Here is a 22,332-nt window from a genome sequence, read left to right on the forward strand (position 1 = left end):
ATCAGCCTGCCTGGTCCAGAATGCGCACGACTAACTGCGAAAAACTCATTCCCGCCTGACGCGCCGCCATCGGCACCAGACTGTGGCTGGTCATACCTGGAGAAGTATTGGCTTCCAGCAGGTAGAATTGCCCGTCACTGTCCTGCATCACGTCAATCCGTCCCCAGCCCTGACAGCCCAGCATATTCCAGGCTTTGAGTACCAGAATGCGCAAATCAGCGTCTTGTTCAGCCTCGAGACCACTTGGGCAAAAATATTGCGTCTCATCAGAGAGATACTTCGCCTCATAATCATAGAAGGTTCCGGCTGGTTGGATACGAATTGACGGTAAAATTTCTTCGCCCAGCATCGCAACGGTGAATTCGGGTCCACTGAGCCATTTTTCGATGAGTACTTCTTCATCGTGTTGAAATGCCAGCGCTAATGCAGATGTTAAATCAGCCGCACATTCAACTTTGGACATGCCCACGCTGGAGCCTTCACGGCTGGGCTTCACAATGACCGGTAAACCGAGTTCGGCGATCTGTGCGTTTACGCTGGCATCAAGGCCTCGCGTAAACTCGCGACGCGTCAGTGCTACCCATGGCGCGACCGGCAGACCCGCGCCCTGCCACAGCAATTTGCTGCGCAGTTTATCCATCGAAATGGCCGACGCCATGACGCCGCTACCGGTATAAGGCAGGCCGATCACATCCAGCAACCCCTGCAGCGTGCCATCTTCACCGCCGCGACCGTGTAGTGCGATAAAGACTTTATCAAAGCCCATCTCTTTCAGGCGCGTCACGTCCGTCTCTTTTGGATCGATCGGGTGTGCATCGACGCCGCCTTCACGGAGCCCTGCCAGTACAGCGGCGCCGGAATTCAGGGAAACCTCGCGCTCGGCGGAAGTGCCGCCAAACAGGACCGCGATTTTATCAGCCATGACGCTCTTCCTCCGAAATTTGCGGCTTAAGTTTGATTTCAGCCAGGCTACGGGCGATCTTGCCGATATTTCCCGCACCTTGCACCAGAATCAAATCATTGCCGGTCAGCACAGGGGCAAGCATCGCCGCCGCCTGGGCATGGTCGGAGACCAGAATCGGGTCAATCTTGCCGCGGCCACGGATGGTACGGCACAGGGAGCGACTGTCCGCACCCGGTATCGCCGCTTCGCCTGCCGCGTACACGTCCAGCATCAGCAGCGTATCGACCTGCCCCAGCACGTTGGCAAAGTCGTCGTAAAGATCGCGAGTACGCGTATAGCGGTGCGGCTGGAACAGCATCACCAAATTTTTATCCGGCCATCCCGCGCGCGCCGCTTTGATGGTGGCCTCGACTTCAGTCGGGTGATGCCCGTAGTCATCAACCAGCATCGCAGTACCGCTTTTACCGTTAACGGCTTCCAGTGGGAATTCGCCGAGGAAATCAAAACGACGACCGGTCCCCTGGAAGCTTTCCAGTGCCCGTAAAATGGCCTCGTCTTCAATTCCCTCTTCCGTTGCCACCGCCACGGCAGCTGCGGCGTTCAACGCATTATGGCGACCGGGCGCGTTCAGGGTAACGCGGATACTCTCTTTATCCTGTCGCACCAGGGTGAAATGCCCCTGGGCGCCTGTCTGCTGATAGTCTTCCAGGCGCACGTCGGCATCGTCACTGAAACCGTACGTGGTGGTCTGACGCCCGACACGCGGCAACAGCTCGCGGATCACCGGGTCATCAACGCACATTACCGCACGGCCATAAAACGGCAGGTTGTGCAGAAAGTTGATAAAGGTCTGTTTTAAATTTTCGAAATCGCCCTGGTAGGTATCCATATGGTCGGCTTCGATGTTGGTCACAATTGCCACCATCGGCTGCAGATGCAGGAACGATGCATCGCTCTCATCCGCTTCAGCGATCAGGTAGCGGCTGTGACCCAGGCGCGCATGCACGCCAGCGGCTTTTACCAGCCCGCCATTGACGAAGGTCGGATCGAGACCGGCTTCAGCATAAATACTGGAGACCATCGCCGTAGTGGTGGTTTTGCCATGGGTGCCTGCAACGGCGATACCATGACGAAAACGCATCAGCTCAGCCAGCATCTCTGCGCGGCGGATCACCGGGATACGCGCGTCGTGCGCAGCGACGATCTCAGGGTTGTCCGCAGAGATGGCGCTGGAAACCACCACGACGCTCGCGTCGAGGACGTTTTCCGGGCGATGGTTAAAATAAATGGTCGCGCCAAGTGACGCCAACTGTTGCGTAACAGGGTTCGGCGCCAGATCGGAACCGCTGATCTGGTAACCTTCATTCGCCAGCACTTCGGCAATACCGCCCATACCGGCGCCGCCGATGCCAACAAAGTGAATGTGCCGGACGCGACGCATCTCGGGCACGATTGAACGCAGTTTCGCCAGTTGTTGTGTATTCATTCTCTAAACGCCATCGACTACTTCAAAAAATTCGTGCAGCGCAACACGCGCTGCGAGGGTTAAGCCTGTGCTGCCAGGCTCACTTCTTTCGCCACCCGTTCCGTTGCATCCGGGATCGCGGCCGCACGTGCGTGCTGCGCCATCTCCAGCAAGGTCTCCCGGTTCCAGCCCGCCAGGGTAGTGGCGACCGCATCAGCGGTAAACTGCGGCTGTTCAAATATTTTTGCGGCACCGGCTTTCTCAAGCGGCAGTGCATTCCAGTACTGCTGCCTGTCTTTGTGCTGGAACGGCACAAACAGCGCCGGTAACCCTGCGGCAGCAATTTCGCTCACCGTCAGCGCACCGGAGCGGCAGACCACGACATCGGCCCAGGCATAGGCTGCTGCCATATCGTCGATAAATTCTGTCACTTTATGCTGCGCCTGACCCGCGTCGGCATACGCTTGCTCGACCGTTTGCTGCGCACCTTTACCGCTTTGATGCCAGATGGTCACCGCGTCGCCGAGCTTCGCGGCCACCTGCGGCAGGGTCTGGTTCAGAATACGCGCCCCCTGAGAGCCGCCCACCACCAGCACGCGCACCGGGCCTTCACGCCCGACGAGACGTTGCTGCGGCAATGGCAGCGCCAGCACATCGACGCGCACCGGGTTGCCCACCACATCGGCGTTCGGAAATGCGCCGGGGAAGGCCTGCATCACTTTGCTGGCGATTCGGGACAACCACTTGTTGGTCAGGCCTGCGATGCCGTTCTGCTCGTGCAGAACCACCGGAATACCCAGCGACCATGCGGCCAGTCCGCCAGGACCCGAAACATATCCGCCCATGCCCAGCACCACGTCTGGCTTAAAGCGCTGCATGATCGCCCGCGCCTGACGCCAGGCATTGAAAATACGCACCGGAGCCAGCAGCAGGGCTTTCAGCCCTTTGCCACGCAGGCCGGAAATATGGATAAAGTCGATGTCGATCCCGTGCTTCGGCACCAGATCGGCCTCCATGCGGTCTGCGGTTCCCAGCCAGCGCACTTGCCAGCCCTGATCCATTAAATGGTGCGCAACCGCGAGCCCCGGGAACACATGTCCACCGGTACCACCCGCCATCACCATTAACCGCTTCGGTTGATTCATCGTGAACCTCGTGTAAACGCCTGGGCATTTTCCAGACGCGTTTCATAATCTATCCGCAGTAAAAACATAATTGCGGTCGACATAATCAGCAGGCTCGACCCACCGTAACTGATCAACGGCAAGGTCAGCCCTTTGGTCGGCAGCATACCGGCTGCGGCACCGACATTAACCAGAGCCTGGAAGCTAAACCAGACGCCAATTGAACAGGCTAAAAACCCTGAAAAACGGTGGTCGATCACCAGTGCTTTTCGGCCAATAGACATCGCACGGAAAGCGACGAAGAATACCATTAAAAGTGCCAGTACCACACCGATATAACCCAGCTCTTCGCCGATAATGGAGAAGATGAAGTCGGTATGTGCCTCGGGCAAATACTCCAGTTTTTGTACGGAATTGCCCAGTCCCTGACCCCAGATTTCACCGCGGCCAAATGCCATTAACGACTGCGTCAGCTGGTAGCCACTGCCAAAGGGATCTTCCCACGGGTTCCAGAACGATGTCACACGACGAATACGGTAAGGTTCGGCGAGGATCAGCAGCACCACGGCTGAAATCCCCATCCCGATGATGGCGATGAACTGCCAGAGCTTCGCTCCCGCCAGGAACAGCATCGCCAGTGTGGTCACGAACAGCACCACCACGGTCCCGAGGTCAGGCTGGGCCAGCAGCAGTACCGCCAGTACCAGGATCACGCCCATCGGTTTTAAGAAGCCGCGCAGGTTGTTACGCACTTCATCCACCTTGCGCACCAGATAGTTGGCGAGGTAGCAGAACAGCGACAGCTTGGTAAATTCCGCAGGCTGAATGCGCAGCGGGCCAAAGGCAATCCAGCGCGACGCTCCGTTAACCGAGCTCCCCACCACCAGTACAATCAGCAGCATGGCGATCGAGGCAATCAGCATCGCGGTACTGTGGCGTTGCCAGAACTCCATCGGCAGGCGTAACGTCACCATCGCCAGACAGAACGCCAGAATGATGTACAACCCGTCACGTTTGGCGAACAGGAAAGGATCGTTCGCCAGGCGCTGCCCAACGGGCATTGAAGCCGAGGTCACCATAATAAAACCGATCGCCGCCAGCCCCAGCGTGAGCCAGAGCAGCATGCGGTCGTACATAATCAGGGTCTCGGTATCGCGATCCCGGGAGCCCATTACCCAGCCTTTTAACGCCGAAGCGACCCACATCAGGATGCCAAATCCTGGCAGGCGCGGCATTCTCAGGCGAGGGAAAGAGAAACGCATCAGCCCAACTCCTTCGCCAGACGGGTAAAGAGATCGCCCCGTTGCTCGAAATTCTTAAATTGATCGAGGCTGGCGCAGGCCGGAGAAAGCAACACCATGTCACCCGGCTTCACGCGCGGCGCGATGAGGCGCATTGCCTGTTCCATCGTGTCGGTCTGCTCGGCGATTTCCGGGCGCAGCTCGGCCAGCTCGGCACCGTCGCGGCCAAAGCAGTAAAGACGCACGTTATCGCCGCTGAGGAACTGTTTGAGCGAAGAGAAATCGGCAGACTTACCGTCACCGCCCAGCAGCAGATGCAAGGTACCGTCAACGTGCAGGCCATTCAGCGCCGCTTCGGTGCTGCCGACGTTAGTGGCTTTTGAATCGTTAACCCAGCGCACGCCGTTATGCTCCAGCGCCAGTTGGAAGCGGTGCGCCAGGCCACTGAAGGTAGTCAAGGCTTTCAGGCTGGTGGCGCGCGGCAAACCGGCGGCATCCGCCAGCGCCAGTGCAGCAAGGGCGTTGGTGTAGTTATGCTGGCCAGAAAGCGGCATCTCTTTCACGTTCAGCACCTTCTCACCTTGTGCCCGCAGCCAGGTTTCGCCTTGCTGACGGGTGAGGTGATAGTCACCCATATTGATGCCAAAACTCACGCAGCGTTCATCCGCACCGCGTACCGGCATGGTCAGCGCGTCATCGGCATTCACCACGCATACGCGGGCATTTTCATACACCCGCAGCTTGGCGGCACGGTACTGCTGCAGGCCAAACGGATAGCGATCCATATGGTCTTCGGTGACGTTCAGAATGGTCGCTGCAGTTGCCTGCAGGCCTGAGGTGGTTTCCAGCTGGAAGCTGGACAGTTCCAGAATGTACAGCTCGCGCGCGGCATCCAGCAGCATCAGGGCTGGCAGGCCGATATTACCGCCCACGCCAACGTTGACGCCTGCGGCTTTTGCCATCTCGCCCACCAGCGTGGTGACGGTGCTTTTCCCGTTTGAACCGGTAATAGCAATCACTGGCGCCTGCGCTTCACGGCAGAACAGTTCGATATCGCCGACGATCTCAACGCCCGCCTCTGCCGCTGCGCTCAGCGCAGGGTGTGCGAGAGCCATCCCCGGGCTGGCGACAATCAAATCGGCAGCACTTAGCCAGTCTTCGTTCAGACTACCCAGGTGGCGTTCAACCTGCTCCGGCAGTTTATCCAGACCCGGTGGCGAGACACGCGTATCCATCACGCGCGGCGTCACGCCGCGTGCGAGGAAAAAGTCCACGCAGGAGAGGCCGGTTAAGCCTAACCCGATGATAACGACTTTTTTACCCAGGTAATCTGCCATGATTAACGTACCTTCAGCGTTGCCAGGCCAATCAGCACCAGCATCAGCGAAATAATCCAGAAGCGCACGATGACGCGCGGTTCCGGCCAGCCTTTCAGTTCATAGTGGTGATGGATAGGCGCCATCCGGAAGATGCGTTGTCCGCGCAGCTTGAAGGAACCGACCTGCAAAATCACCGACAAGGTTTCGACCACGAACACGCCGCCCATGATCACCAGCAGGAACTCCTGGCGCAGCAGCACGGCAATAATGCCCAGCGCGCCGCCCAGTGCCAGCGAACCGACGTCGCCCATAAAGACCTGCGCCGGATAGGTGTTAAACCACAGGAAGCCCAGGCCCGCGCCGACTATCGCCGTACAGACGATCACCAGCTCACCGGCATGACGCAGATAAGGGATGTGCAGATAGCTGGCGAAATTCATGTTACCGCTGGCCCACGCCACCAGCGCAAAGCCCGCCGCGACGAAGACCGTTGGCATGATTGCCAAACCATCCAGGCCGTCAGTCAGGTTCACCGCATTACCGGTCCCGACAATCACGAAGTAGGCCAACAGGACGTAGAACAGGCCCAGTTGCGGCATGACGTCTTTAAAGAACGGCACCACCAATTCGGTTGCCGGGGTGTCTTTACCGGCCAGATACAGCGCAAATGCCACGCCCAGCGCAATCACCGACATCCAGAAATACTTCCAGCGTGCGATCAGCCCCTTGGTGTCTTTGCGCACCACTTTGCGATAGTCATCAACGAAACCGATAATGCCGTAACCAATCAGCACCACCAGTACGCACCAGACGTACGGGTTTGACGGGTAGGCCCACAGCAGCACCGACACCACAATCGCGGTGAGGATCATTATGCCGCCCATGGTCGGGGTACCGCGTTTGCTGAAGTGTGATTCCGGACCGTCGTTACGCACAACCTGACCGAAAGAGAGTTTTTGCAGACGGGCAATCATGCGCGGGCCCATCCACAGCGAGATGAACAGTGCAGTCAGCAGGCTGACGATGGCGCGAAACGTCAGATAGGAAAAGACGTTAAAGCCGGAATAATATTTGACCAAATGTTCGGCCAGCCAAACTAGCATGTTCCATTCTCCTGTAATGCGTGCACAACCTCTTCCATGGCAGCACTGCGTGAACCCTTCACTAAAACCGTCACAATTTGTTGTTCTTCTACCAGCGCTTTCAGCCGAGCGATCAGGGTCGCTTTATCGGCGAAATGCTCACCCACACCGCTGGCCTGGCTGATGGCCTGGCTGAGGTGGCCTGTGCTTAACACGCTGTCGATACCGGACGCTTTCGCCGCCTCACCCACCTGGATGTGACAAGCTTCGCTCTCCGCCCCCAGCTCGGCCATATCCCCGACCACCATCACGCGGTAACCCGGCATCTCAGACAGCACCTGCACCGCAGCAGTCATAGAGCCGACGTTAGCGTTGTAGCTGTCATCCAGCAGCAGCTTGTTTTCTCCCAGTTGAATGGGGAACAGACGCCCGGGTACGGCCGTCAGATTTGCCAGCCCGGTTTTGATCGCCGACAGCGGTGCGCCGACAGCCATTGCCAGCGCGCTTGCCGCGAGGGCATTGGCGATATTGTGACGACCCGGCAGCGGCAGCAGTACATCCACATCCCCTATTGGGGTCTGCAGCGTGAATTCGGTACCGTGCGAGGTCACATGGATATTGGTGGCGGTAAAGTCGCTGTTGGCAGCGTTTGGCGAGAAGCGCCAGGTTTTGCGATCGCCAATGACGCTTTTCCAGTTCAGCCAGTCGTTGTTATCGGCATTCAAAATGGCAATGCCGTTCAGCGGCAGACCGGTATAAATTTCGCCTTTCGCTTTCGCCACACCTTCCAGCGAACCGAAACCTTCGAGGTGCGCGGCCGCCAGGTTATTCACCAGCGCGGCTTCTGGTCGCGTCAGGTCGACGGTCCAGGCAATTTCACCCTGATGATTGGCTCCGAGTTCGATGACCGCATATTCATGCTCTTTGGTCAGGCGCAGCAACGTCATCGGCACGCCGATATCGTTGTTCAGGTTACCCGCCGTGTAGAGCGTATTGCCACACTGGCTGAGGATCGCGGCGGTCATCTCCTTGACGGAGGTTTTACCGGAGGATCCGGTCAGCGCAACAATGCGCGTCGGCACCTGCTGGCGAACCCATGCCGCCAGTTCGCCAAACGCCAGACGGGTGTCTTTGACCACCACCTGCGGCAGATCGATGTCCAGCTTGCGGCTCACCAGCAGCGCACCGGCGCCTGCGGCCTTCGCCTGTTCAGCAAAATCATGCGCGTCAAAACGCTCACCCTTCAGCGCCACAAACAGGCAGCCGGGGGTGATTTTACGCGTGTCGCTGGTCACGGCATCAAGCGTGAGCTCACCGCCGCTGACGTTGGCCTGCAGGATTGTGGCGAGCTGACTGAGCGTTACGCTAATCATGCCACCACTCCCAGCAGACGTGCCGCGGTGATGCGGTCGGAGTAATCCAGACGGTGGGTACCAACGACCTGATAATCTTCATGGCCTTTACCGGCCAGCAGGACCACGTCGTTTTCGGCTGCCTGCATGATGGTGTTGGTCACCGCTTCGGCGCGGCCTTCCACCACGCGAGCACGACCCGCATCCAGCATTCCTGCCAGGATGTCGTTGATAATGGCGCGCGGCTCTTCGGTACGCGGGTTGTCATCCGTCACCACGGCAATATCAGCAAACTGTTCAGCAATCGCCCCCATCAGCGGACGTTTACCTTTATCGCGATCGCCGCCGCAGCCAAAGACGCACCACAGCTTGCCGGCACAGTGCAAACGTGCAGCTTCGAGCGCTTTTTCCAGCGCATCCGGCGTATGAGCGTAATCGACCACGACCGTCGGTTTTCCTGGTGCACTGAAAACTTCCATTCGCCCGCATACTGGCTGCAGTTGCGAACTGGTGTTGAGCAATTCTGCCAGCGGGTAATCCAGCGCCAGCAGGGTTGCCAGGGCCAGCAGCAGATTGCTGACGTTGAAGGCCCCCATCAGATGGCTTTCGATTTCGCCTTCACCCCAGGAAGAGGTAAAGCGGATGGTCGCACCGCTGTCGTGCCAGGTCACGTCGGTGGCTTTCAACCAGCGGCCGTGACAGTTCGGATTGATATGGTTGTCCATGGAGACCGCAACCGCATCCGGCAACTTCGCCAGCCAGCGGCGGCCCACTTCGTCATCGGCATTGATAATCGCCTGCCCGCAGTGGTGCGTGGAATAAAGCTGCCATTTCGCCGCTTCGTAGTTTTCCATATCGCCATGGTAGTCGAGATGGTCCCGGCTCAGGTTAGTGAACACCGAGGCTGCAAATTTCAGCGCCGCAACGCGGTGCTGTACCAACCCATGGGAAGAGACTTCCATCGCAGCGAAGGTCGCCCCCTGCCCAGCCAGGCCGGATAGCACATGCTGCACGTCGACCGCAGAGCCGGTGGTATTTTCCGTTGGGCTGACTTTGCCCAGCAGGCCGTTGCCGACCGTGCCCATCACCGCGCTGGTTTCGCCCAGCAGCTGGCTCCACTGCGCCACCAGCTGCGTGGTGGTGGTTTTACCGTTGGTCCCGGTGACGCCAATCAGGCGCAGCCTGTCGGACGGCTCATGGTAAAAACGCCCCGCCAGCGCGGAGAGGCGTTCAGTTAACTGGCTAAGATAGATGACTGGCACGCCGTGCATTTCGCGCACTTCACCATCCGCGGCCTCATCTTTTGCCTCAGCAATAATGGCAGCTACACCTTGCGCTATCGCCTGCGGGATATACCGACGCCCGTCCGCCTGATGACCGACTACTGCCACAAAAAGATCGCCCGATGCAGCCACACGGCTGTCGAGTACCATCTCCCGCAGTTCTCGCGCAGGTAAACCAGCTACCCACGGAGCAAGAAGGTCGCGCAAATTACGATCTGCCACCTGTTCCCTCGCCTTGATTAATTACAAATTCACTTTTCTCGCCCGTTGCCAGCGCATCCGGCTCGATGTTCATGGTGCGCAGAACGCCGCCCATGATGGCACCGAAGACCGGCGCGGAAACGGCGCCGCCGTAGTATTTACCCGCCTGTGGGTCGTTTATGACGACCACCAGTGCAAATCGTGGATTACTCGCAGGTGCAACGCCCGCGGTGTAGGCAATGTATTTGTTGATGTAGCGGCCGTCCGGTCCGACTTTCTTCGCGGTACCGGTTTTAATTGCGATGCGATAGCCTTTGATCGCCGCCTTCACGCCACCGCCGCCCGGCAGTGCCACGCTTTCCATCATGTGAACCACGGTACGCACGATCGATTCAGGGAAGATGCGCTCACCGGGAACCGGCGGATCAACTTTGGTGATCGACAGCGGGCGATAGACGCCATAGCTGCCAATCGTTGCATAGACTCGCGCTAGCTGTAACGGCGTTACCATTAGCCCGTAGCCGAAAGAGAAGGTGGCCCTCTCTATGTCAGACCACCGTTGTTTTTGAGGATATAAGCCACTGCGTTCTCCGACCAACCCCAAATTGGTCGCCTTTCCAAGCCCAAAACGTGAGTAAGTTTCTACTAACGCTGAGGACGGCATCGCTAACGCCAGCTTAGAAACGCCGACGTTACTCGACTTCTGCAGGACCCCGGTGAGGGTCAATTCACTGTAGCGCGCCACGTCTTTGATTTCGTGGCCGTTAATTCGGTAGGGCACCGTGTTCAGTACGGTGTTTTCATTGACGATGCCGCGCTGCAGGGCAGACATCACCACCATCGGTTTGACCGTCGAACCCGGCTCGAACACGTCGGTGATCGAACGGTTACGCATCGCGTCTTTGGCCGTTCCGGCAAAATTATTCGGGTTATAAGACGGGCTACTGGCCATCGCCAGCACTTCGCCGGTGTTCACATCCACCAGCACGGCGCTGCCAGACTCCGCTTTGTTGAAGGCAACGGCGTTGTTCAGCTCACGGTAGACCAGCGCCTGTAAGCGCTCGTCGATGCTCAACGCCAGGTTGTGCGCTGCCTGACTGTCCGTTGAGGAGATATCTTCTATTACGCGGCCATAGCGATCTTTACGCACCACGCGCTCGCCCGGTTGCCCGGTCAGCCATTTATCAAAGCTCTTTTCAACGCCCTCAATACCCTGGCTGTCAACGTTGGTGAAGCCGATCAGGTGGGCGGTCACTTCCCCTGACGGGTAGTAACGGCGGGACTCTTCACGCAGATGAATCCCGGGCAACTTCAGCTTTTTGATGTAATCGGCCATGTCAGGGTTCACCTGACGCGCCAGATAGATAAAGCGCCCTTTCGGGTTCGCATTGACGCGCGTTGACAGCTGATCGAGCGGTATCTTCAGCGCATCTGCAAGCGCCTTCCAGCGGTTATCGAGAGTGATCCCGCCCGCGTCATGCAGCTCTTTAGGATCTGCCCAGATCGCTTTTACCGGCACACTCACGGCCAGTGGACGACCCGAGCGATCGGTGATCAAACCGCGTGAGGTGGAGACTTCCTGTACACGCAGGGAACGCATATCCCCCTGACGGACCAGCATGTCGGGTGCAATGATCTGTAACCATGCCACCCGACCCAGCAGGAAAGTCAGCGCCAGTAAAATGCAGCCGCACAGCAACGCAAAACGCCAGCTGATAAAGCTGGCCTGTTCTTCCTGACGTTTTGGTTTTAGCGCCTTCGCCGCGGGTTTCATGCGTCGCGTTTTCCCTTATTTTTGTACTACGATATTTTCCTGAGAAGGATCAACATGCTGCATCTGCAGCTTTTCCGTTGCGATCCGTTCTACCCGGCTATGATCGCCGAGCGCATTTTCTTCAAGAATCAGATTTCGCCACTCGATATCCAGCGCATCACGCTCCAGCACCAGCTGTTCGCGCTGCGCCGTTAACAAACGGGTATGGTGCGCGGTGGTGACAACCGTTACCGCCGACACGATGATGCAAATAAACAGGCACAGTGGCAGTTTCCCGAAACGCAAAAGATCTTCCCAGATAACGCCGGGCAAGGCATGGCGCTCGTTGCTCGCCAGAGTTCCTTTCACTTTGCTGAGGGTGTCTGCCACGATGCCGATCATGCGTTGGTCCTTTCTGCAATGCGCAACACTGAGCTTCGGGCGCGTGGGTTCTCTGCCACCTCTTCCTCACCCGGCATTAATTTCCCCAACGCTTTCAGCTGACGGCCACCCAGTTTCCTGAGCTGCTCTTCCGTCATCGGAAGACCCGCCGGGACTTGTGGCCCACGGGTATGCTCGCGCATAAAGCGCTTCACAATTCTGTCTTCCAGCGAGTGGAAACTGATAATGGACAAACGCCCACCTGGCGCCAGCACGCCCAGCGAGTTTTTTAACGCCTTTTCTATCTCTTCCAGTTCGCTGTTCACCCAGATACGCACCGCCTGGAAAGTTCGGGTCGCCGGATGTTTAAATTTGTCTTTCACCGGCATAGCCGCCGCAATAACGGTTGCCAGTTCTTTGGTTCGGGTCATCGGTTCGATGCTGTTGCGATCAACGATGGCGCGCGCGATCCGTTTGCCAAAACGCTCTTCGCCAAAGGTCTTGATCACCCAGGCAATATCCGCTTCATCTGCCGTTTGCAGCCACTCAGCCGCAGACTGGCCGCGAGTGGGATCCATACGCATGTCCAGCGGACCATCACGCATAAAAGAGAAACCGCGTTCAGCGTCGTCAAGCTGCGGGGAAGAGACACCAAGATCGAGCAGAATCCCGTCGATCTTGCCGGTTAACCCGCGTTCCTCGACATAGTCCGCCAGTGCGGAAAAAGGACCATGCACGATGGAAAAGCGCGGATCGTCAATGGTTTTCGCGACCTCGATCGCCTGCGGATCGCGATCGATAGCCAGCAAGCGACCTTCCGCTCCCAGCTGAGACAGGATCAAGCGCGAGTGGCCGCCACGGCCAAACGTGCCGTCAATATAGATTCCATCAGGACGAATATTCAGTCCGTTAACGGCTTCATCCAGCAGTACCGTCGTATGTTTATAATTTTCCATCATTTTTATAGAGACAAATCCTGCAATCGTTCCGACATTGTCGCGGAATCAGAGTGCTCAGCGTCGATATCTTCCTTGACCCGTTGATACCAGGCCGTTTCATCCCACAGTTCAAACTTATTGAACTGTCCGACCAGCATCACTTCTTTCGTCAGACCGGCATGCTGTCGCAGCACGGGCGCAATCAGTAAACGCCCCGCGCTGTCCATCTGACATTCACTGGCATGTCCCAATAACAGCCGCTGTACGCGGCGTTCCTGCGGGTTCATGCTCGACAGTCGAGACAGCTTTTGCTCAATGATTTCCCATTCAGGCAAGGGGTAAAGCAGCAGGCAGGCGTGGTTGATGTCAATGGTGCAAACCATTTGACCTGAAGCGCTCTCGTTCAGCCGATCGCGATATCGGGTTGGTACCGATAAACGTCCTTTGCTGTCGAGATTGACTAACGTAGCGCCACGGAACATGCCAGTCTTACCCCTCCTCGCCACTTTAACCCACAAATTCCCACTTGAAGGAGTTTACGGAGCGATGGAAAAGCTTGTCAAGCCAGGACTTCCGCGACATCAGTCTAAATGCATCTGATTTACGGACCGATCCTGACATGGCTAATTACTGCACAACCGGCGAGGCAAATTAACGTGATGAATATTTGTAAGAAAAAATGCGAATATACATAACAGCGTTAAAACACAACTCATATCATCGCAAGGAAATATAAAGTGTCAGTTTGCGACGCGGGCGGCATTTTAAGCCATATTGCCGGGGGATAACAGCCTCAGATTCACTGCTGGCGCGAAGCGCAGGTCGGGGTGGTGCCGGTTGAAGTGTTGGCGAGGTAAAAATGGCTGATAATTCAGCAGCGGCAGCAGCGGATGTAACAAAATAATACAAAATAGATGCTTAATGACAATTAATAAGTCTGAAAGAGACATTTAAATTACGAACGGAATTAAAATGATAAGCAGGCAATGATTTTTAAGGAATTATCTTAAAAATAATAAGGGAATTATTACGCGGACACGTCAGGGAAATTCAGGGCAGTTTCCACTGCCCTACTGCGTTTAAGTACGACTTAACACACCGCGACGATAGAGATTACGACGGATACGTGTCAGCCCAGGTTTCGGCTTACGCGGCTCATCCAGACTGGCCAGCACAATTTCCAGCACGCGTTCGGCCACATCGCGATGACGCTGCGCCACCGCCAGCACCGGGCATTGCAGGAAATCAAGCAGCTCATTATCACCAAAGGTGGCAATCGCCAGGTCTGATGGCAGTTTGCCGTCACGGCGTAAGGTCACGTCCATCACCCCCTGCAGCAGCGCAAATGAGGTCGTGAACAGCGCCTGCGGCATCGGATGGGTTTCCAGCCATTTCTCGAAGAGCTGCGCCGCGGCTTCGCGCTCGTAGCTGTTGGCATACAGGAAATCCACTGTGCGCGGATCGTCTTTCCAGGCCGTGCGGAACCCTTGCTCGCGTAAGAAGCTCACCGAGAGCTCAGGCAGCGCGCCAAGGTACAGTATGTTTTCCGCAGGGAACGTCCGCAGTTCGGCTGCCAGCATCTCGGCATCGTCCTGATCGGCACCGACAACGCTGGTGAAATGCTCACGATCTAACGCACGGTCGAGTGCAACGATCGGAAACGAATCATTCGCCCAGCGTTGGTAAAACGGATGCTCAGGAGGGAGCGCCGTGGAAACGATAATCGCATCCACCTGGCGCTGTAACAGGTGCTCAATACAGCGCATTTCATTGTCGGGCTGATCTTCTGAACAGGCAATCAGCAGTTGATAGCCGCGCTGGCGTGCCTGACGCTCTAGATAGTTAGCAATCCGGGTATAGCTGGTGTTTTCCAGATCCGGGATCACCAGGCCGATCGATCGGGTGCGCCCGGCGCGTAAACCTGCCGCCACGGCATTCGGATGGTAGTTATGTTCACGCACCACGGCCATCACTTTCTCAACGGTCTTATCGCTGACACGATACTGCTTCGCTTTACCGTTAATCACATAGCTTGCTGTGGTTCGCGACACGCCAGCGAGTCTGGCGATTTCATCCAGTTTCACAATTGCCCCTTAAAAGAAATAAAAGAGTCCATGACCTTGCCAGGGTTATGGCTAAATCTTGTAACATCTAAGCGCAGAATAGGCCTTCCGGCAACCGCTTTTGTCAGCACTGATGCACCTGTACACAAAAAAAAGCCCGGCAATAGTCACCGGGCAAGATTGAGGCAAACTTTTTTGGCTTTAACGCATCACTTTATCACCGCGGGAAAGCCCCACGACGCCGGAGCGCGCCACTTCAACAATTTTTGCGACATCTCTCACCGAGGCGAGAAAAGCATCCAGTTTATCGCTGGTCCCGGCGAGCTGGACGGTATAGATAGAGGGGGTCACGTCGATGATCTGCCCGCGGAAAATATCCGCGTTGCGTTTCACCTCTTCACGCCCGTAACCGGTCGCCTGAATTTTCACCAGCATCACTTCACGTTCAACGTATGCACCCTGGCCCAGCTCGCTAACGCGCAGAACATCCACCAGCTTGTGCAGCTGCTTTTCAATCTGCTCCAGCACTTTGGCATCACCCACCGTCTGAATGGTCATGCGGGAGAGGGTCGGATCGTCGGTCGGCGCAACCGTCAGACTTTCGATGTTGTAGCCGCGCTGTGCAAAAAGCCCAATCACGCGCGACAGCGCACCGGACTCGTTTTCCAGTAATACAGACAGTATCCGGCGCATATCAGGTCCTCTCCGTTTTGCTTAACCACATTTCATCCATACCACCCCCGCGAATGTGCATCGGATACACATGCTCGGTGCCATCGACAACAACATCAACGAACACCAGGCGGTTATTCCTGACGTGCTCCAGGGCTTCATTGAGCTTCGCTTCCAGTTCCGTCGGGTCGCTGATGCGAATCCCCACGTGGCCGTAAGCTTCCGCCAGACGAACAAAGTCAGGCAGCGATTTCATATAGGATTGCGAATGGCGTCCAGAATAGATCATGTCCTGCCACTGCTTCACCATCCCGAGGTAGCCGTTGTTGAGATTCAGCACCAGCACGGGCAGGTCATACTGCAGCGCAGTCGACAGCTCCTGAATGTTCATCTGAATACTGCCATCGCCGGTCACGCAGATCACCGTTTCATCCGGCAGTGCCAGCTTGACGCCCAGCGCGGCAGGCAGACCGAACCCCATGGTGCCCAGACCGCCGGAATTGATCCACCGGCGCGGTTTATCGAATGGGTAATAGAGCGCGGCAAACATCTGGTGCTGGCCCACATCAGAGGTCACATAGGCCTCGCCTTTGGTCAGACGCCAGATAGTTTCAATGACCGCCTGCGGCTTAATACTCGCACTTTGCGTGTCATACTTCAGACACTGACGCGCGCGCCACTGCTCAATCTGCAGCCACCAGTCACGATTATCATCCAACGGCTGAACCGAGCTTTCCTGAGCCAGCAGCTCCAGCATCTGCTCCAGCACCTGACGCGCATCGCCAACAATCGGCACATCCGCCGGAACGGTTTTGGAAATAGAGGTCGGATCGATATCGATGTGCAGCACGGTGGCGTTCGGGCAGTATTTTGCCAGGTTATTGGTGGTGCGATCGTCAAAGCGTACCCCGACGGCAAAAATGACGTCGGAATGATGCATCGTCATATTGGCTTCGTAGGTGCCGTGCATGCCGAGCATACCGAGTGCCTGACGGTGGGTGGCCGGGAATGCCCCGAGCCCCATTAACGACGATGCCACCGGAAGGTTCAGCTTTTCGATAAGCTCACGCAGCTGCGGTCCGCACTGTGAGTTCACCGCTCCACCGCCGACGTACACCACCGGTTTTTTTGCCGCCACCAACGTTTGCAGCGCGCGTTTAATCTGGCCTTTATGTCCCTGAGTCGTTGGGTTATAGGAACGCATGCTGACCGAATCCGGCCAGACGTAAGGCATTTTGTTCGCCGGATTGAGAATGTCTTTCGGGAGATCGACCACTACCGGGCCAGGACGCCCGCTCGCCGCCAGCCAGAAGGCTTTTTTCAGCACACCCGGAATATCTTCCGTCTGCTTGACGAGGAAGCTGTGTTTCACCACCGGGCGAGAAATGCCGACCATGTCGCACTCCTGAAAGGCATCGTAGCCAATCAGCGAGGTGGCAACCTGACCGGAGAGCACCACCATCGGAATTGAATCCATATAGGCTGTCGCAATACCCGTTATGGCGTTTGTCGCCCCTGGACCTGAGGTCACCAGCACCACGCCGACTTCACCCGTTGCGCGTGCCAGTCCGTCAGCCATATGTACCGCGGCCTGCTCATGGCGCACCAGGACGTGATCGATCCCACCGACGGTATGCAGGGCATCGTAAATATCCAGGACCGCGCCCCCAGGGTAACCGAACACTTGCTTCACGCCTTGATCAATTAACGATCGGACGACCATTTCGGCGCCAGACAACATCTCCATGATTAGCCTCCAGGCTTATCGTTTCAGACAAACAGGCGTAACGGCCCTGTTTTGTCTTTTTTGTCAGAGTGACGCTCTGACGTTTTTTATTGTGCAGAGTGACAGTTACCATAACCGCTCGCCGAAAGGCAGGCAATTAGCAAACTTGAGTTGGCGTATAAAGAAAAAAGCAGAAACAGAGGGTATTAAAAATAGTTATGGATAAATCCACTACGATAACGAGGCAGACTGACCATTGATCATTTAAAAAGGAGGAGGTTTAGTAATTCATGCATTTTTACTGCAGGGAAACGCGCCAAAAAAAATCACAGCAGAATAAAACTTCAGACATTAAGTAAAAATCAGGATAAATAACAGGAATAGCATTATTTATCCTGAGGGCGTTTAGCGATGGCAGACGCTGACTAACAGCTCTTCCATCCACTGGTGCCCTTTATCGCGCCCGGCCGCTTCATGCCAGGAAAGGTAACAGGTTCGCGAGTTTAGATTCAGAGGCAGTACCCGGATGCGCAAATTCAGCGACTCAGCAAATTCTTCTGCCAGCCAGCGCGGGGCGATGGCAACCAGCTGAGTTTGCGAGACAATATTTAAAACACTGGTCATCGCCATTCCCTGATAGGCAACGCAGGCCTGCTTATCGGGCGTGTCGTACCATGGCTGGCTAAAGGAAGCGTAGCGGTCAAGCGCGACAACCGCATGCTGTTCGTGGTAAATATCGCTTTCCTGCAACGTTTCATTCAGACGCGGATGCGTTTTGCTGGTCACCAGAACCATTTCATCATTGAATAATGGCACGCAGGAAAACTCAGGACGGCGAAATTCCTCATAGCCGATCACAAATTCTGTTTCCTGATATCGCAGCTGGTGTTCAGTATTCTGATTGAGCGAGGATTTGAAGACCAGATGAATATTTGGCGCAATCTTCTCGACTTTATTATAGATAAGCGAGGTCAGATAGTTATCAAGCGGGCTGCAAACACACAAATGATAAATGCGCTCGCTGACTGAAGGGTCAAAACCCGATCCCGGTAATTCATTCTGTACCAACTGCAATGCCTGCCGTACCGATGCGAATAGCTGGAACGCCCGTGCTGTAGGCTGAATACCACGGCCATAGCGAACAAACAATTCGTCATTAAACATCAGCTTAAGCCTGGCGACGGCGTTACTGACGGCGGGCTGCGACATCCCCAGTGAGTGAGCAGCTCGGGTGATATTTTGTTCCTGCATTACAGCATCGAATACGGTTAAAAGATTGAGATCCACGGTACGAAGCTGTGGTTTTGTCCCGTCAGGCACATGCGGTTTATCCATTTTTTCTTCAAACATACCCTGCTCCATTGTTACGCTAAACTTCCTGTTCTCGAGTGTAACGATAACCTTAAAAAATATGATTTATCACGCATATAAGTTCAGCAAAAGAGAAATGTTACAAATTAAGAATATATTAATACCTGCCAACATTGACAGGGATACACTATAAAAGCGAGAAATATGTACAGGGAGAGCAATAACATATCAAATAGTTTATATATTAAATGAAATCATAGATCCTACAAATAAACAATACAGCACTCAGTTAAGGATGATTTAAGTTCCAATTAAACATTAATCATTTTTACCTTAAATTATTAACATCTCATTATCTCAAATCTTACCTATCAATGCATTTTGCAGTCGAAGGCAAACTAACCTGATGATAGTAAACGCATTCAAATGAAACAGCGGATATTTCAAAAGTTTATATAATTGCAATCAAATATATTTAAATGATTCCTGGGATTAATCGTCAGTGCAAATTCAGACAAATAAAATCGTCAGCAATTGAAAAACCAGCACAATAAGCTAATTTCAGCGGTGCGGGAAATGACGCGTCACAGCCGTTTTCTCGGGCGAGGGGTTGACATCAATCCGCGTATCCAGTACCACTAAAGGCATATCGTATTTATCTGGGGCATGATTCATGATTCACAGCATTCGTTTCACCGGTCTACTACTACTAAACGCATCCACTGTGCGCGGTAGACTGGCGGGCGAAATTCAGCGTTGAATTGTCCTCTGGTTAACACAAAAAACCCGCGCCACTGCGCGGGTTTTTTTATGCTCGTAGCAAGGCGCCCAAATACAGACAAGGACCTAACCCATGAGCCAGCAAGTCATTATCTTCGATACCACCTTACGTGACGGCGAACAGGCATTACAGGCAAGCCTGAGCGTTAAAGAAAAATTGCAGATTGCGCTGGCCCTTGAACGTATGGGTGTAGACGTAATGGAAGTGGGCTTCCCTGTCTCATCTCCGGGTGATTTTGAGTCGGTTCAGACGATTGCCCGCACCATCAAAAACAGCCGGGTGTGCGCGCTGGCACGCTGCGTCGAGCACGATATCGATGTCGCGGCCGAGTCGTTAAAAGTGGCCGAAGCCTTCCGAATCCATACCTTTATTGCGACCTCTCCGATGCATATCGCCACCAAGTTGCGCAGCACGCTGGATGAGGTTATTGCGCGCTCAATTCATATGGTGAAACACGCCCGCAACTATACCGACGACGTGGAGTTCTCCTGTGAAGATGCAGGCCGCACGCCGATCGAGGATCTGGCTCGCGTGGTTGAAGCTGCGATCCGCGCCGGTGCCACCACCATCAACATCCCGGATACCGTCGGCTATACCATGCCGTTCGAATTCTCCAACATCATTACCGGGCTGTATGAGCGCGTGCCGAATATCGATAAAGCGATTATCTCCGTGCATACCCATGACGATTTGGGCCTGGCGGTCGGTAACGCCATTGCCGCCGTCCACGCCGGAGCACGTCAGGTTGAAGGGGCAATGAACGGGATCGGTGAGCGCGCAGGCAACTGTTCGCTGGAAGAAGTGATCATGGCGATCAAGGTGCGCAAAGACATTATGAATGTGCAAACCCGCATCAATCACCATGAAATCTGGCGCACCAGCCAGACCGTCAGCCAGATTTGCAACATGCCCGTCCCGGCAAACAAAGCGATTGTTGGCACCGGTGCCTTTGCCCACTCCTCCGGTATCCACCAGGATGGCGTGCTGAAGAACCGTGAAAACTACGAAATCATGACCCCGGAATCTATCGGTCTGAACCAGGTACAGTTGAACCTGACCTCCCGCTCAGGCCGCGCAGCGGTGAAACACCGCATGGAAGAGATGGGTTATAAAGAGTCCGACTACAACATGGATCACCTGTATGACGCTTTCCTGAAGCTGGCCGATAAGAAAGGTCAGGTCTTCGATTACGACCTGGAAGCGCTGGCGTTCATCAACAAGCAGCAGGAAGAGCCAGAGCATTTTCGTCTGGACTACTTCAGCGTGCAGTCCGGTTCCAGCGATATCGCCACTGCCTCGGTGAAGCTGGCCTGTGGTGACGAAACGAAAGCAGAAGCAGCGAACGGCAACGGTCCGGTCGATGCGATTTACCAGGCCATCAACCGTATCACCGACTACGACGTTGAGCTGGTCAAATATGACCTGACGGCGAAAGGCCAGGGTAAGGATGCGCTGGGCCAGGTTGACATCGTGGTGAACTATAACGGCCGTCGCTTCCACGGCGTGGGTCTGGCGACCGATATCGTCGAGTCCTCCGCAAAAGCGATGGTTCACGTCCTGAATAACATCTGGCGCGCCGCAGAAGTTGAAAAAGAGTTGCAACGCAAAGCTCAGAATAAAGAGAACAATAAGGAAACCGTGTAATGTCGAAGAATTACCATATTGCTGTGTTACCGGGCGACGGAATTGGTCCCGAAGTTATGGCACAGGCGCTGAAGGTTCTGGAAGCTATCCGCACCCGTTTTGCGATGAAAATTACCACCAGCCACTACGATGTGGGCGGTGTCGCGATCGATAACCACGGCACGCCGCTGCCGCAGGCAACGGTGACCGGCTGTGAGAATGCGGATGCGGTGCTGTTTGGTTCCGTCGGTGGCCCGAAATGGGAACACCTGCCGCCAGCAGAGCAACCAGAGCGCGGGGCGCTGCTGCCACTGCGTAAACATTTCAAGCTGTTCAGCAACCTGCGTCCGGCCAAATTGTACCCGGGTCTGGAAGAGTTTTGCCCGCTGCGTGCTGATATTGCAGCTAACGGTTTCGATATTCTGTGCGTGCGTGAGTTAACCGGCGGCATCTACTTTGGCCAGCCAAAAGGCCGCGAAGGCAGCGGTCAGCATGAAAAAGCCTTTGATACTGAGGTTTATCACCGCTTTGAGATCGAACGCATCGCCCGTATCGCCTTCGAATCGGCCCGTAAGCGCGGTCATAAAGTGACGTCGATTGATAAAGCCAACGTGCTGCAATCCTCGATCCTGTGGCGAGAAATCGTTAACGAAATCGCCCGGGAATACCCGGACGTGCAGCTGGCGCATATGTATATCGACAACGCCACCATGCAGCTGATCAAAGATCCGTCCCAGTTCGACGTGCTGCTGTGCTCCAACCTGTTTGGGGACATTCTGTCTGACGAGTGCGCGATGATCACCGGCTCAATGGGGATGCTGCCTTCCGCCAGCCTGAACGAAGAAGGTTTTGGCCTGTACGAACCAGCAGGTGGCTCGGCACCGGATATCGCGGGCAAGAACATTGCCAACCCGATTGCGCAGATCCTCTCTCTGGCGCTGCTGCTGCGCTACAGCCTGGATGCCAACGAGGCGGCGACGGCGATTGAAAACGCCATCAACCGTGCACTGGAAGAAGGCATCCGCACCGGCGATTTAGCCCGTGGTGCGTCTGCAGTCAGTACCGATGAAATGGGCGATATCATTGCCCGCTATGTCGCTGAAGGGGTGTAAT

The 22,332-nt window shown here is 55.5% G+C and carries 19 protein-coding genes; 3 read left to right on the plus strand and 16 right to left on the minus strand.

Going from position 1 to position 22,332, the window contains the following annotated elements:
• Nucleotide 1: 1 nt before the first annotated feature.
• The 16 genes from M8014_RS10675 to leuO all read right to left on the minus strand — a co-directional run bounded on the left by M8014_RS10675 (nt 2) and on the right by leuO (nt 18,854).
• Nucleotides 2–922 carry a D-alanine--D-alanine ligase gene (locus M8014_RS10675; RefSeq protein ID WP_271282446.1) on the minus strand — a complete coding sequence of 307 codons (921 nt, stop codon included), beginning with the start codon at nt 920–922 and terminating at the stop codon, nt 2–4.
• The gene (murC, locus tag M8014_RS10680; RefSeq protein WP_271282447.1) at nt 915–2,390 is read right to left on the minus strand and encodes a UDP-N-acetylmuramate--L-alanine ligase; all 1,476 of its coding nucleotides are present in this window, start codon (nt 2,388–2,390) and stop codon (nt 915–917) included. The genes M8014_RS10675 and murC overlap by 8 nt, the downstream gene beginning before the upstream one ends.
• Before the next feature lie 59 nt (nt 2,391–2,449).
• Nucleotides 2,450–3,514: an undecaprenyldiphospho-muramoylpentapeptide beta-N-acetylglucosaminyltransferase gene (gene murG, locus M8014_RS10685; RefSeq protein WP_271282448.1), complete on the minus strand. Its 1,065-nt coding sequence runs from the start codon at nt 3,512–3,514 to the stop codon at nt 2,450–2,452.
• Entirely contained in the window at nt 3,511–4,755 is a 1,245-nt protein-coding gene (gene ftsW, locus M8014_RS10690; RefSeq protein ID WP_271282449.1) for a cell division protein FtsW, read from the minus strand. The genes murG and ftsW overlap by 4 nt, the downstream gene beginning before the upstream one ends.
• Nucleotides 4,755–6,071: a UDP-N-acetylmuramoyl-L-alanine--D-glutamate ligase gene (gene murD / locus M8014_RS10695; protein WP_271282450.1), complete on the minus strand. Its 1,317-nt coding sequence runs from the start codon at nt 6,069–6,071 to the stop codon at nt 4,755–4,757. The genes ftsW and murD overlap by 1 nt, the downstream gene beginning before the upstream one ends.
• A 2-nt stretch (nt 6,072–6,073) precedes the next feature.
• The gene (gene mraY / locus M8014_RS10700; RefSeq protein ID WP_271266697.1) at nt 6,074–7,156 is read right to left on the minus strand and encodes a phospho-N-acetylmuramoyl-pentapeptide-transferase; all 1,083 of its coding nucleotides are present in this window, start codon (nt 7,154–7,156) and stop codon (nt 6,074–6,076) included.
• A complete protein-coding gene (gene murF, locus M8014_RS10705; RefSeq protein ID WP_271282451.1) occupies nt 7,150–8,508 on the minus strand; it encodes a UDP-N-acetylmuramoyl-tripeptide--D-alanyl-D-alanine ligase in 1,359 nt (452 codons plus the stop codon). The genes mraY and murF overlap by 7 nt, the downstream gene beginning before the upstream one ends.
• The gene (gene murE, locus M8014_RS10710; RefSeq protein WP_271282452.1) at nt 8,505–9,992 is read right to left on the minus strand and encodes a UDP-N-acetylmuramoyl-L-alanyl-D-glutamate--2,6-diaminopimelate ligase; all 1,488 of its coding nucleotides are present in this window, start codon (nt 9,990–9,992) and stop codon (nt 8,505–8,507) included. The genes murF and murE overlap by 4 nt, the downstream gene beginning before the upstream one ends.
• Nucleotides 9,979–11,745 carry a peptidoglycan glycosyltransferase FtsI gene (locus M8014_RS10715; protein WP_271282453.1) on the minus strand — a complete coding sequence of 589 codons (1,767 nt, stop codon included), beginning with the start codon at nt 11,743–11,745 and terminating at the stop codon, nt 9,979–9,981. Before M8014_RS10715 ends, murE begins: the two co-directional genes overlap by 14 nt.
• A 15-nt stretch (nt 11,746–11,760) precedes the next feature.
• Complete coding sequence (gene ftsL / locus M8014_RS10720) at nt 11,761–12,126, minus strand: cell division protein FtsL (protein ID WP_271282454.1); 366 nt, start codon at nt 12,124–12,126, stop codon at nt 11,761–11,763.
• A complete protein-coding gene (gene rsmH, locus M8014_RS10725; RefSeq protein WP_271282455.1) occupies nt 12,123–13,064 on the minus strand; it encodes a 16S rRNA (cytosine(1402)-N(4))-methyltransferase RsmH in 942 nt (313 codons plus the stop codon). Before rsmH ends, ftsL begins: the two co-directional genes overlap by 4 nt.
• Before the next feature lie 2 nt (nt 13,065–13,066).
• Complete coding sequence (gene mraZ / locus M8014_RS10730; protein ID WP_271282456.1) at nt 13,067–13,525, minus strand: division/cell wall cluster transcriptional repressor MraZ; 459 nt, start codon at nt 13,523–13,525, stop codon at nt 13,067–13,069.
• A gap of 597 nt (nt 13,526–14,122) precedes the next feature.
• Nucleotides 14,123–15,127, minus strand: coding sequence for a catabolite repressor/activator (gene cra / locus M8014_RS10735; protein WP_271282457.1), 1,005 nt, complete (start codon nt 15,125–15,127; stop codon nt 14,123–14,125).
• 180 nt (nt 15,128–15,307) lie between these two features.
• Nucleotides 15,308–15,799, minus strand: coding sequence for an acetolactate synthase small subunit (gene ilvN, locus M8014_RS10740; RefSeq protein WP_271266689.1), 492 nt, complete (start codon nt 15,797–15,799; stop codon nt 15,308–15,310).
• Nucleotide 15,800: 1 nt separating this feature from the next.
• The gene (ilvI, locus tag M8014_RS10745; protein ID WP_271282458.1) at nt 15,801–17,525 is read right to left on the minus strand and encodes an acetolactate synthase 3 large subunit; all 1,725 of its coding nucleotides are present in this window, start codon (nt 17,523–17,525) and stop codon (nt 15,801–15,803) included.
• A 384-nt stretch (nt 17,526–17,909) separates the two neighbouring features.
• Nucleotides 17,910–18,854 (minus strand): transcriptional regulator LeuO, encoded by a 945-nt coding sequence (leuO, locus tag M8014_RS10750; protein WP_271282459.1) that lies wholly within the window; start codon nt 18,852–18,854, stop codon nt 17,910–17,912.
• A 634-nt stretch (nt 18,855–19,488) separates the two neighbouring features.
• Here leuO and leuL point away from each other — a divergent pair.
• The 3 genes from leuL to leuB all read left to right on the plus strand — a co-directional run bounded on the left by leuL (nt 19,489) and on the right by leuB (nt 22,331).
• Entirely contained in the window at nt 19,489–19,575 is an 87-nt protein-coding gene (gene leuL, locus M8014_RS22855; protein ID WP_350223412.1) for a leu operon leader peptide, read from the plus strand.
• 93 nt (nt 19,576–19,668) lie between these two features.
• Nucleotides 19,669–21,240, plus strand: a complete 1,572-nt coding sequence (leuA, locus tag M8014_RS10755; RefSeq protein WP_271282460.1) for a 2-isopropylmalate synthase — start codon at nt 19,669–19,671, stop codon at nt 21,238–21,240.
• Nucleotides 21,240–22,331, plus strand: a complete 1,092-nt coding sequence (gene leuB / locus M8014_RS10760; RefSeq protein WP_271282461.1) for a 3-isopropylmalate dehydrogenase — start codon at nt 21,240–21,242, stop codon at nt 22,329–22,331. Before leuA ends, leuB begins: the two co-directional genes overlap by 1 nt.
• The last annotated feature ends 1 nt before the right edge of the window (nt 22,332 follow it).

The sequence above is a fragment of the Silvania hatchlandensis genome (assembly GCF_025564065.1).
GTDB lineage: Bacteria > Pseudomonadota > Gammaproteobacteria > Enterobacterales > Enterobacteriaceae > Enterobacter > Enterobacter hatchlandensis.